This window comes from Geobacillus sp. Sah69, from assembly GCF_001414205.1.
Lineage (GTDB): Bacteria > Bacillota > Bacilli > Bacillales > Anoxybacillaceae > Geobacillus > Geobacillus stearothermophilus.
This window is the reverse complement of record NZ_LLKS01000005.1, coordinates 16596-28385: the sequence shown is the minus strand read 5'-3', so window position 1 is coordinate 28385 and position 11790 is coordinate 16596. Positions and strand designations below refer to the sequence as shown.

10 protein-coding genes and 1 pseudogene are annotated in these 11790 nt (G+C 54.4%); 9 read left to right on the top strand and 2 right to left on the bottom strand.

The genetic code is table 11. From position 1 onward, the window contains the following. Nucleotides 1–9 precede the first annotated feature (9 nt). The 8 genes and pseudogenes from AP057_RS00440 to AP057_RS00405 all read left to right on the top strand — a co-directional run. Nucleotides 10–1143: an adenine deaminase C-terminal domain-containing protein gene (locus AP057_RS00440; protein ID WP_369813954.1), complete on the top strand. Its 1134-nt coding sequence runs from the start codon at nucleotides 10–12 to the stop codon at nucleotides 1141–1143. Between the two features lie 27 nt (nucleotides 1144–1170). Then, entirely contained in the window at nucleotides 1171–2187 is a 1017-nt protein-coding gene (locus tag AP057_RS00435) for a DUF3048 domain-containing protein (protein WP_055357796.1), read from the top strand. Nucleotides 2188–2289: 102 nt separating this feature from the next. Further along, nucleotides 2290–2616 carry a YerC/YecD family TrpR-related protein gene (locus AP057_RS00430; protein ID WP_033016672.1) on the top strand — a complete coding sequence of 109 codons (327 nt, stop codon included), beginning with the start codon at nucleotides 2290–2292 and terminating at the stop codon, nucleotides 2614–2616. Between the two features lie 99 nt (nucleotides 2617–2715). Beyond that, the gene (locus tag AP057_RS00425; protein WP_055357795.1) at nucleotides 2716–3417 is read left to right on the top strand and encodes a heptaprenylglyceryl phosphate synthase; all 702 of its coding nucleotides are present in this window, start codon (nucleotides 2716–2718) and stop codon (nucleotides 3415–3417) included. 28 nt (nucleotides 3418–3445) lie between these two features. Further along, nucleotides 3446–5620, top strand: a complete 2175-nt coding sequence (pcrA, locus tag AP057_RS00420) for a DNA helicase PcrA (RefSeq protein ID WP_049624738.1) — start codon at nucleotides 3446–3448, stop codon at nucleotides 5618–5620. Nucleotides 5621–5641: 21 nt separating this feature from the next. Beyond that, the gene (gene ligA / locus AP057_RS00415; RefSeq protein WP_053532555.1) at nucleotides 5642–7654 is read left to right on the top strand and encodes an NAD-dependent DNA ligase LigA; all 2013 of its coding nucleotides are present in this window, start codon (nucleotides 5642–5644) and stop codon (nucleotides 7652–7654) included. Continuing rightward, entirely contained in the window at nucleotides 7651–8874 is a 1224-nt protein-coding gene (locus AP057_RS00410; protein WP_055357794.1) for a CamS family sex pheromone protein, read from the top strand. Before ligA ends, AP057_RS00410 begins: the two co-directional genes overlap by 4 nt. Before the next feature lie 240 nt (nucleotides 8875–9114). Then, nucleotides 9115–9348: pseudogene (locus AP057_RS00405) on the top strand (LOG family protein); the annotation flags it as partial. A gap of 152 nt (nucleotides 9349–9500) precedes the next feature. On the opposite strand, the gene AP057_RS00400 reads toward AP057_RS00405, so the two are convergent. Together AP057_RS00400 and AP057_RS00395 are read right to left on the bottom strand one after the other, a co-directional pair. Next, entirely contained in the window at nucleotides 9501–10277 is a 777-nt protein-coding gene (locus AP057_RS00400) for a VOC family protein (RefSeq protein WP_055357793.1), read from the bottom strand. 28 nt (nucleotides 10278–10305) lie between these two features. Then, nucleotides 10306–10875 carry a hypothetical protein gene (locus AP057_RS00395; RefSeq protein WP_055357792.1) on the bottom strand — a complete coding sequence of 190 codons (570 nt, stop codon included), beginning with the start codon at nucleotides 10873–10875 and terminating at the stop codon, nucleotides 10306–10308. 621 nt (nucleotides 10876–11496) lie between these two features. On the opposite strand from AP057_RS00395, the gene gatC reads away from it, so the two are divergent. Then, nucleotides 11497–11787: an Asp-tRNA(Asn)/Glu-tRNA(Gln) amidotransferase subunit GatC gene (gene gatC, locus AP057_RS00390; protein ID WP_014194780.1), complete on the top strand. Its 291-nt coding sequence runs from the start codon at nucleotides 11497–11499 to the stop codon at nucleotides 11785–11787. Nucleotides 11788–11790: the final 3 nt, after the last annotated feature.

Below are 11790 nucleotides of genomic sequence, written 5' to 3'. Positions count from 1 at the left end.
AAAGTATTGGTGAATGCGACGTATTTGCACTCGTATTTTCGTGAATGGATAAAAGGGAATATATGGATTAATGGTGACCGCATCGTGTATGCCGGAGAGCGTCTTCCCGACCGGGTCGAAGGGGCATGCGAAGTCGTCGACTGCCGCGGGTATGTGCTCGTTCCCGGCTACATCGAGCCGCATGTCCATCCATTTCAATTATATAATCCCCATTCCTTTGCCCGTTATGCAGCGGCGCGCGGGACGACGACGCTAGTGAACGATAACTTGTTTTTTCTTTTGCATCTGAATGATGACGAGGCGCTTTTGTTTTTGCAACAAAAGAATACGCTTCCAACTTCGATGTATTGGTGGTGCCGGTTTGATGGCCAAACGGAGCTGGAGCGCGAGGATGAGCAATTGTCCAACGTACGGATCAAACGATGGCTTGACCAGGAAACGGTCCTCCAAGGCGGCGAGCTGACATCATGGCCGAGACTCGTCAGCGGCGATGACATCGTTTTGTATTGGATGCAAGAGGCGAAACGGCGGCGTCGCAAAATCGAAGGGCATTTTCCGGGAGCGTCGGAAAAAACGCTTGTTAAAATGGCGCTGTTTGGCGTGGATGGCGACCATGAGGCCATGACGGGAAAAGAGGTGCGAACCCGTCTTTGGCACGGTTATACGGTCACGCTCCGCCATTCTTCGATTCGTCCGGACTTGCCGGTGCTGCTTGACCGGAATGGACGCTGGCACGTCAACACGATGCTCAAAGGCTTTTCATCAGCGCTCGGCGGATTGGCGAGCTCGTACTCGAATACGGGCGATTTGGTTTTAATCGGCAAACATAAGGAAGATATGTTGCTCGCTTTCCGACGGATGAAGGAAATCGGCGGCGGCTTGGTGCTTGCCGAAAATGGCGAAATCGTATTTGAGCTTCCGCTTCCGCTTGGCGGCATGATGTCCGCGCTGGAGATGGAGTCATTGATCGACAAGGAAAAAGAGTTCATCCGTCTATTGCGGGAGAGGGGATACCGCTTTGAAGACCCTGTGTATTCGCTCTTCTTTTTGCAGTCGACCCATTTGCCGTATGTGCGCATCACCCAGCGCGGCATTTACGATGTCATGCACAAAACGGTACTCTTTCCTTCGATAATGCGGTAAAATAAAAAAGAAAGGGTTGTGTGTCCATTGAAACATTGGCTGTTCGTCATCAGCTGCGCGGTATTGTTGTTAGGGGGCTGCACGACCAAAAGCGAGCCGAAGCAGGCTGAACCAGCCAAACCGGCTCCTCGGCAGGAGCAGCCGTCCAAGCCTCCGGCGGAGGAAAAACAAACGTTCCCGCTGACCGGGCTGCCGGCGAAAGGGAACGTTCATCAACGGGTCATCGGCGTGATGGTCAACAACCATCCGAAGGCGCGTCCACAGTCGGGATTAAGCAAGGCGGACATCGTGTATGAGGTGCTCGCTGAGGGGGATATCACCCGCTTTTTGGCGCTTTACCAAAGCGAACAGCCGGAACGAGTCGGACCGGTGCGGAGTGCGCGTGATTATTATATTGATTTGAGCGAGGGCTACAATGCCATTTATGTTTGCCATGGATGGAGCCCGGAAGCGAAAGCGCGGCTCGAGCAGGGGGAAACCGATTATTTGAACGGGCTCTTTTATGACGGAACGCTGTTTAAGCGCGTTTCCTTCCGCAAGGCGCCGCACAACTCGTACATTACGTTTGCCAACATTGAAAAAGGGGCGGAACAAAACGGGTATGCTTGGACGGACGATGTCGCTCCGCTGCCGTTTCGCGCGGACAAACCGAGCGGGGAAAAGGCAGGGACGGTCCACATCGCCTATTCGCACCGCTCGTACGCCCAAGTGGAATACCGCTATGCTCCGGAACGGCATGGGTATTACCGATACAGCGGCGGCGAGCAGACGGTCGATTACGATACGCGCGACCCGGTTGTGGCGCAAAACGTGATGATCATCACCGCCCGCCATCAAGTGATCGACAGCCATGGGCGGCGCGACGTTGACCTCACGTCCGGCGGCCAAGGCTATTTGCTGCAAAACGGCATCATCCAGCCGATTGAATGGAAAAATGTCGACGGCCGGCTGCTGCCATACCGCGATGGGGCGCCGGTCGGGTTCGTGCCAGGCAAAACGTGGATCAATATCGTTCCGGAACTGGCGATCGTGCAATGGCGGTGACCCGAAAACGGCCGCCGGCGGGTTTTCCAAACCATAAACATAAAGAGGAGAGCGCCAACAGTCCACCAAATCGTTTTTCGCCAAAGCAAGGAGGAGACAAACATGCAAATCGACAAGCTGCGCGGCAGAGAGCTTGATCAACTGTTTAAAGCCATCTTGTCGCTGCGCGATTTGGAAGAGTGTTACCGTTTTTTCGATGATTTATGCACCGTCAACGAAATTCAGGCGCTTGCCCAACGTCTGGAAGTCGCCCGCATGTTGCGGGAAGGGTATACGTACCATAAAATTGAAACGGAAACCGGAGCGAGCACGGCGACCATTTCGCGCGTCAAACGCTGCCTCAACTATGGAAACGATGCCTATGCCATGGCGCTTGACCGCATTAAAGAGGAACAACCGCAAGAAGAGAATGAATCGGTGACAGACTAAGCAGGCAAGGAGATTCCTTCCATTCGCAAAGGAACTCCTTTTCTTTTTGCGGATTTGTTATAATGAAACAATGGAGAACAGAGTGGAAGGGGTATTGTCATGGAAGAGATTCGCGCCTGGCGCCATGTGTTTAAGCTCGATCCGAACAAACCGATCGATGATGAGCGCCTTGAGCGCCTTTGCGAGTCGGGGACGGATGCCGTCATCGTCGGCGGAACGGACGGGGTGACGCTCGATGGTGTGCTCGATTTATTGGCCCGCATCCGCCGTTTTTCGGTGCCATGCGCGCTTGAAGTCACAAATCTTGAGGCCTTGACGCCGGGGTTTGATGCGTATTTCATTCCGATCGTGTTAAACAGCCGCCATGTCGACTGGGTGGTGGGCCGCCATCATGAGGCGGTGAAACAATATGGCGAGATCATGAATTGGGATGAGATTTTTGCCGAGGGGTATTGCATTTTAAATCCGGAATGCAAGGCGGCGAAGCTCACCGAAGCCGACGCCGGCCTGAGCGAAGACGATGTGGTGGCCTACGCTCGCCTCGCTCAACATTTGTACAAGCTGCCGATCTTTTATGTTGAATATAGCGGCATATACGGCGACCCCGCCTTGGTGGAAAAAGTGAAACAGGCGCTCGGCGAGACGCAGCTGTTTTATGGCGGCGGCATCACCGCACCGGAGCAGGCGGCTGAGATGGCGCGCCGGGCGGATACTGTTGTCGTCGGCAACGCCGTTTACGAATCGTTTGAACAGGCGCTGCTGACCGTGGACGCCGTAAAGCGGGCGAATGAGGCGAAATAGAACATATGGTGTATTGGTGGTGAAAACAATGAACTTTTTATCGGAACAGCTGCTCGCCCATTTAAACAAAGAGCAACAAGAAGCCGTCAGGACGACGGAAGGCCCGCTGCTCATTATGGCGGGGGCGGGAAGCGGGAAAACGCGGGTGTTGACGCACCGCATCGCCTATTTGATGGCGGAAAAGCATGTGGCGCCGTGGAACATTTTGGCCATTACGTTTACGAACAAGGCGGCGCGCGAAATGCGGGAACGTGTGCAGTCGCTCTTAGGTGGGGCGGCGGAAGACGTCTGGATTTCGACGTTCCACTCGATGTGCGTCCGCATTTTGCGCCGCGACATTGACCGCATCGGCATCAACCGCAATTTTTCCATCCTTGATCCGACGGACCAGCTTTCGGTCATGAAAACGATTTTAAAAGAAAAAAACATAGACCCGAAAAAATTTGAGCCGCGGACGATTTTAGGCACGATCAGCGCGGCGAAAAACGAGCTGTTGCCTCCGGAGCAATTCGCGAAGCGGGCCTCGACGTATTACGAAAAAGTCGTCAGCGATGTGTATCAAGAATACCAACAGCGCCTGCTTCGCAATCATTCGCTCGATTTTGACGATTTGATCATGACGACGATCCAACTGTTTGACCGCGTGCCGGATGTGCTTCACTATTACCAATATAAGTTTCAGTACATCCATATTGATGAGTACCAGGATACGAACCGCGCTCAATATACGCTGGTCAAAAAGCTGGCGGAACGCTTTCAAAACATTTGCGCCGTCGGCGACGCCGACCAATCGATTTATCGGTGGCGCGGGGCGGACATCCAAAACATTTTGTCGTTCGAGCGCGACTATCCGAACGCAAAAGTCATTTTGCTTGAACAAAACTACCGCTCGACGAAGCGCATTTTGCAAGCGGCGAACGAAGTCATCGAGCATAACGTCAACCGGAAGCCGAAACGGCTTTGGACGGAAAACCCGGAAGGAAAGCCGATTCTTTATTATGAGGCGATGAACGAAGCGGACGAAGCGCAGTTTGTCGCTGGACGCATCCGCGAGGCGGTGGAGCGCGGCGAACGCCGCTACCGTGATTTTGCTGTCTTGTACCGGACGAACGCCCAGTCGCGTGTCATGGAGGAAATGTTGCTGAAAGCGAACATTCCGTATCAAATTGTCGGCGGCTTAAAGTTCTATGACCGGAAAGAAATTAAAGACATTCTCGCCTATTTGCGCGTCATCGCCAATCCGGACGATGATTTAAGCTTGCTTCGCATCATTAACGTGCCAAAACGCGGCATTGGCGCCTCGACGATCGACAAACTCGTCCGCTATGCAGCCGATCATGAGCTGTCCTTGTTTGAGGCGCTCGGCGAGCTAGAGATGATCGGGCTTGGCGCCAAAGCGGCCGGGGCGCTCGCCGCGTTCCGCAGCCAGCTCGAGCAATGGACACAGCTGCAAGAATACGTCTCCGTCACCGAACTCGTCGAAGAAGTGCTCGACAAATCGGGCTACCGCGAGATGCTCAAGGCGGAGCGGACGATTGAAGCACAAAGCCGGCTCGAGAACTTGGATGAGTTTTTGTCGGTGACGAAGCATTTTGAAAATGTGAGCGACGATAAATCGCTCATCGCCTTTTTAACCGACTTGGCGCTCATTTCCGATTTGGACGAGCTGAACGGGACGGAACAGGCCGCTGAAGGAGATGCCGTCATGTTGATGACGTTGCATGCCGCCAAAGGGCTCGAGTTTCCGGTCGTCTTTTTGATCGGCATGGAAGAAGGCATTTTCCCGCACAACCGCTCTCTCGAGGATGACGATGAGATGGAAGAAGAACGGCGGCTGGCGTACGTCGGCATCACCCGCGCGGAGGAAGAACTTGTGCTGACGAGCGCGCAAATGCGGACGCTGTTTGGCAACATCCAAATGAACCCGCCGTCGCGCTTTTTGAATGAAATTCCGGCGCATTTGCTTGAGACAGCCTCGCGCCGCCAAGCGGGCGCCTCCCGCTCGGCCGTTTCGCGCCCGCAGGCAAGCGGCGCCGTGGGATCGTGGAAAGTCGGCGATCGGGCGAATCACCGGAAATGGGGCATCGGCACCGTCGTCAGCGTCCGCGGCGGCGGCGACGACCAAGAGCTCGACATCGCCTTCCCGAGCCCGATCGGCATTAAACGACTGCTTGCCAAATTTGCGCCGATTGAGAAAGTGTAGGAAAGGAGAACAGGTGAACGTATGGACCGCCAACAAGCCGAACGGCGCGCGGCCGAGCTGCGCGAACTGTTGAACCGCTACGGGTACGAATATTATGTGCTTGACCGCCCGTCTGTTCCAGATGCCGAGTATGACCGGTTGATGCAAGAGCTCATCGCCATTGAGGAACAATATCCGGAGCTCAAAACGAGCGATTCGCCGACCCAGCGCATCGGCGGTCCGCCCCTTGAGGCGTTTCGCAAAGTGGCGCATCGCGTTCCGATGATGAGCTTGGCGAACGCGTTTGGCGAAGGAGACTTGCGCGATTTTGACCGCCGCGTCCGTCAGGAAGTCGGGGAAGCGGCGTACGTATGCGAGCTGAAAATCGATGGCCTCGCCGTCTCGGTCCGCTATGAAGACGGCTATTTCGTCCAAGGGGCGACGCGCGGCGACGGGACGACGGGTGAAGACATTACGGAAAATTTGAAAACGATCCGCTCGCTGCCTCTCCGTCTGAAAGAACCGGTGTCGCTTGAAGCGCGCGGCGAGGCGTTTATGCCGAAAGCGTCGTTTTTGCGCTTGAATGAGGAGCGAAAAGCCCGCGGCGAGGAGCTGTTTGCCAACCCGCGCAACGCCGCGGCTGGCTCGCTCCGCCAGCTTGACCCGAAAGTGGCGGCCTCGCGCCAGCTGGATTTGTTTGTATATGGCTTAGCCGACGCCGAGGCGCTCGGCATCGCTTCACACAGCGAAGCGCTTGATTATTTGCAGGCGCTCGGGTTTAAAGTAAACCCAGAGCGACGGCGCTGCGCCAATATCGATGAGGTGATCGCCTTTGTCAGCGAGTGGCACGACAAGCGGCCGCAGCTGCCGTATGAGATTGACGGCATCGTTATTAAGGTGGACTCATTCGCCCAGCAACGGGCGCTTGGCGCGACGGCGAAAAGCCCGCGCTGGGCGATTGCCTACAAGTTCCCAGCCGAGGAAGTGGTGACGACGTTAATCGGCATTGAGGTGAACGTCGGCCGCACGGGTGTCGTCACGCCGACGGCGATTTTAGAGCCGGTGCGCGTCGCCGGCACGACGGTGCAGCGCGCCACCCTTCACAATGAAGATTTTATACGGGAAAAAGACATTCGCATCGGCGATGCGGTCATCATTAAAAAAGCGGGCGACATCATCCCGGAAGTGGTCGGCGTCGTCGTTGACCGGCGCGATGGGGATGAAACGCCGTTTGCGATGCCGACGCACTGCCCGGAATGCGAAAGCGAGCTCGTCCGTCTCGAGGGGGAAGTGGCGCTCCGCTGCTTGAACCCGAACTGCCCGGCCCAGCTGCGCGAGCGGCTCATCCATTTTGCCTCAAGGGCGGCGATGAACATCGAGGGTTTGGGCGAAAAAGTCGTCACCCAGCTGTTTAACGCCGGCCTTGTCCGCGATGTCGCCGATTTGTACTGCCTGACGAAGGAACAGCTTGTCGGGTTGGAACGGATGGGGGAAAAGTCGGCGGCCAACTTGCTTGCGGCGATTGAGGCGTCGAAGCAAAACTCGCTTGAACGGCTGCTGTTTGGCCTTGGCATTCGCTACGTCGGAGCGAAAGCCGCCCAACTTTTGGCTGAGCATTTTGAAACGATGGAGCGGCTCGAACGGGCGACGAAAGAGGAGTTGATGGCCGTCCCCGAAATCGGAGAGAAAATGGCGGATGCGATCACGGCGTTCTTCGCCCAACCCGAAGCAACTGAGCTGCTCCAGGAGCTGCGCGCTTACGGTGTCAATATGGCTTACAAAGGGCCGAAGCGGTCGGCTGAAGCGCCTGCTGACTCTGCCTTCGCCGGCAAAACGGTCGTCTTGACCGGCAAGCTCGCGTCGATGTCGCGCAATGAAGCAAAAGAACAAATTGAGCGGCTTGGCGGGCGCGTCACCGGCAGCGTCAGCCGCAGCACCGACCTTGTCATCGCCGGCGAGGATGCCGGATCGAAGTTGGAGAAAGCCCAGCAGCTTGGCATTGAGATTTGGGACGAACCACGATTTTTGCAAGAGATCAACAGGGGGAAACGATGAAACAAATCTCACTACTGCGCAGTTTCGTTGCTTGTCGTTGGACGAATCGGACCCGAAAACGGTTGGCCGTTGTCGGGCTCGCTTCGATTTGTTTGTTGTCTGCGTGTGCGCCGAAGTTTGACAAAGGTGAGGAAGTCGTGCAAGACAAAGGAAGCAAAGAGCAAGAAGCGGTCATCCCGAAATACAACATTTCTGATTCGTATTACCGCGTTGTCTTGCCTTTTAAGCCGTCCGGGGCGCGCGGGCGGGTCGTCAACGACGTCAACACCCGGCTTGATGTCGATGAATTTGAAACCGGGCTGATGCGCTTGGCATCTGAGCAATTTTCCCCGGATGAATATTTGTTGCAGGAAGGGCAATATTTGGACAGCGAAACGATCGGGCGCTGGCTCGCCCGCAAGCGGACGGAAAGCCAGCTGAAGGCAGAGAAAATGAAACCGGAAGACAACATCGGCTTAAACCCGCCGATCAGCGACAAAGGAACGAATGAGCAAAAAAACAAACAAAGCCCGATTTACCTGGCCAGCATTTTGGAGCACGACTACTTAGTGAAAGTCGATAACGACAAGGTGAAGCTTGGTGGCGTCGCCATCGGCCTGGCGTTGAATTCCGTCCACTACTACTCAACCGAGCAAGGGTATCCACGCGAAGTGAAAATCAAAGACGATGTCATCGAACGGGAAGGAAAGCGGATCGCCGCCGAGGTGTTGAAGCGGCTGCGAAATATCAAAGGGCTCGGCAACGTGCCGATCACGATTGCCTTGTACAAACAGGCGCCGCGCTCGTCCGTGATTCCGGGCCACTTTTTCGCGGTCACCCATGTTGACGACGGAAGCGCCACGATCGATGATTGGGAAGCGGTGAACGAGGAATATTATTTATTCCCGTCCGATGAGGCGGAAAAGAACCATCGCGATGACTGGATCAAATTCAATAATTTTAAATCAGACGTTGAAGACTTTTTCCCGAACTACACCGGCATCGTCGGCAGAGGATTGTACGTCAACGACCAGCTTCAGAAGTTAACGATCAACATTACGATGCCGTTTTACGGCAAAGCGGAAGTGATCGGCTTTACCCAATACGTGACCGGCTTGGTGATGGAAAAATTCCCGGACTACATCACCGTTAATGTCTACATCGCCTCAGCCGGTCAGCCGGAAAGCCTCATCGTGCGCCAGGCGAAAGCAGACGAGCCGTTTGTGCATATTTATCAATAAGGTCGGCATCATCGCGTTATTTGGGATACGGCGAACGGAGTGATCCGAACATTTGATTCTCCAAAAATGAAGGAAGCGGAAAGGGCTGCAGCAGCGGCCCTTTTTTGCGTGAAAAGGCCGTCCGAACGATGGTGGAAAGAACAGGGAGAGCATTGTATAATGACGGTAGGAAAATGAGCGCAGCACTCGAAAACGGATGCAAAACGAGCAACAGGTTATGGCAGGAGGCGGGTGTGAGACTTGAAGGCGATTTGCGTGTTTTGCGGATCAAGCAATGGAAACGATGGGAGATATAAGGAAGCGGCGAAAGCGCTCGGAACGTTTTTAGCCCGAAGCGGCATTACGCTCATTTACGGCGGAGGGACACGGGGCTTGATGGGAGAGGTTGCTGAGGCGGCGCTGCGTCATCAAGGGCGCGTGGTTGGGATCATTCCGCTGAAAGTTTTGGAGAAACATACGGGTGGGACACGGTTGGACTCCCCCTTTGCCATCTATGGTTTGCGATAATCAAGAAGCGGTTACTCCATCTTATTCAGCGGCAAAGGGGAGTATGTGGGAATGCATTCGCCAAGGGCTGGCACGGCGCCTAGCGCGAGGGGGCGCAGCATGTGGCAATACAATGGCCGTCAAGAGCCAGATATGATGTACGTGGCGCCCTCGATTTCGATGCGGCGCGGTTTCTGCACGCCCACAAGCCGGCACGAAAACGGGCGCGTCGATGGATGACGGCGGTCAGCCTCATAGAACCGAATCGCAATGCCGCCGACAGCGAGCTCCGCGTATGCTCCCGCTTCATCGCGCCCGACATCGGGTTCGGGCAAGTCAAACAGCCGGCGGTAGCCGTTGACCGTCCGCTGGAGATCGAGGGTGTAGAGGCTAATTGACGACAGCGAAACAGAGCCAATCGGGTGTCTCATGAGCGGCGCCAGCTCGTTCATGCGTACGTCATCACGGTCGCCCCATTGAATGAAAAACGGATAGCGAAACGCGCCGTCTGTGTCGTCTTCGATAAACAGCATCGACCATGTGAGCTGCTTGCCGTCATCGCGCTCGCGGCTGCCGGGGAGCGGACCGACTGGGGCGAATCCTTTGCTTTTGAGCTGCGCCGCCACCGCTTCGATGTCGTTCGTGCGAAAGGCAAACTGGGAGAAGCCGCTTTCTTCTTGGCGGTCGGCGACAAGCTGAGTGATGAGCGGGTTTCCGCACGTTCTCGCCGTCTGTATATCGGCAATGCCGATCCACTCGATGTAGCGCAAATGCTCCACGTAACATAAGGCGTTGTACGTTCCCCATGATGGATGACGGCCGCCGTGGATGGCTACAAGCCCCCATTGTTCAAACGCCATTTTCACTTGCTCCGGTCGTTCGACGAGATGGACGAGATGGTCAAACGCGACATGCATGGCAGCGGCCTCCTCTTAGATGAATCGATCAGCGGAACAGCATTTCTTTCAGCTTGTAAATGATTCGTTCGTTGTCGACGGTGCGGTGGGCGATAAAATTCAAGTCCAGCTTGATGTCTTCGATTTGGGCAGCCAATTGTTCGTAACGGGAGTCCATTTTTTGTTCGAGGCGGTCCACCGTTTGTTTCAATGAGGAAAATTCCCGGTGAAGCTGGTGGACGTCAGCGGCGAGAGCTTCCAGTTTGGCGTCTGTTTCGTCTTGGCGGTGGAGGAGAGCAGCCACGATGCCGTTTAATTCCGTTTGCCCAGCGCGAAGCGAATCTTGTTCTTGACGCAGACGCTGTTGTTCCAGGCGGATTTCCTGCTGCTCTTTTCGAATCTCTTGTTGTTCTTTTCGAATCTCTTGTTGTTCTTTTCGGATTTCTTGCTGTTCTCTCCGAATTTCTTGTTGCTCTTTTCGAATTTCTTCTTGTTCTTGGCGAATGGCGATTTGTTCCCGCTCGAGCCGCTCTTGGCCCTCTACGAGCTTTTGCAGCGTGCCATCCATGGCGCTTAGGCGGTCGAGCACTTGGGTGAGCAAAGCGTCACTCATCGTCATGATTCCCCCTTTTTCGTCCGTTACAGTCATTATAGTACATATGTTCGGGATTGTCAATTAAGAAAATTTGAACATCCATGGCGGGCAAACTCCTTCACATTCCTTGTTTGTCAAGGATTTATTCCATATCGGTGCAAAAAAATCCTCCCGATTTTTGTCAGGAGGGTTCTCCCATGGAAGCGAATACTTTTGGCAATGCGATGAAGATTACGTAATCTGCATATGTCCATGGATGATTTTGATTTGGCAGCGACATGCAATTTCCCTCCTTGTGCTTTCATTTTATCGTATTTCTTTGAATAAAAAAAGGCGTCACGAGCGATTCCTTCCAGTGTCTAAAATAGGAGCGCGTCCTTTTCCTCCCATCAACCGTTTACTCATGCGTGTGCCATCCCATCGTGCGCTGTTCAGGAAAACGAAATATTCCTACATCAAACATCAAATCCCCCCGGTTTCACGCCTGCCTTCGCTATTGGGAGATGTTATAGAACGTATATTCGTTTGCATCGTGAATATATAGATTGATTCTCGCCCAGAACACGTGACAACGGTTGCTTCATTGGATAAAAGTTTGGTATCATCATGGTATTGTGATAGGTCGAACTCGTTGGAGGTGAAACTATGTCGCGAATTTCCATTGACCAAGTGAAACATGTCGCCGATTTGGCGCGGTTGGCGATTACCGATGAAGAGGCGGAGATGTTTACGAAACAGCTCGATGCGATCATTACGTTTGCCGAGCAGTTGAATGAATTGGATACGGAGAACGTTCCGCCGACTTCGCACGTGCTTGATATGAGAAATGTGATGCGCGAGGATATTCCAGAACCGGGGCTGCCGCGCGAGGAAGTGTTGAAAAACGCGCCGGATCAGCAAGACGGCCAGTTCCGTGTGCCGGCCATTTTAGAGTAAGGA

Excerpts from the sequence above, each read along its gene's own strand:
- AP057_RS00430 (WP_033016672.1), top strand. The coding sequence starts at position 2,290 with ATGCAAATCGACAAGCTGCGCGGCAGAGAGCTTGATCAACTGTTTAAA.
- AP057_RS00425 (WP_055357795.1), top strand. The coding sequence starts at position 2,716 with ATGGAAGAGATTCGCGCCTGGCGCCATGTGTTTAAGCTCGATCCGAAC.
- pcrA (WP_049624738.1), top strand. The coding sequence starts at position 3,446 with ATGAACTTTTTATCGGAACAGCTGCTCGCCCATTTAAACAAAGAGCAA.
- ligA (WP_053532555.1), top strand. The coding sequence starts at position 5,642 with ATGGACCGCCAACAAGCCGAACGGCGCGCGGCCGAGCTGCGCGAACTG.
- AP057_RS00410 (WP_055357794.1), top strand. The coding sequence starts at position 7,651 with ATGAAACAAATCTCACTACTGCGCAGTTTCGTTGCTTGTCGTTGGACG.
- AP057_RS00400 (WP_055357793.1), bottom strand. The coding sequence starts at position 10,277 with ATGCATGTCGCGTTTGACCATCTCGTCCATCTCGTCGAACGACCGGAG.
- AP057_RS00395 (WP_055357792.1), bottom strand. The coding sequence starts at position 10,875 with ATGACGATGAGTGACGCTTTGCTCACCCAAGTGCTCGACCGCCTAAGC.
- gatC (WP_014194780.1), top strand. The coding sequence starts at position 11,497 with ATGTCGCGAATTTCCATTGACCAAGTGAAACATGTCGCCGATTTGGCG.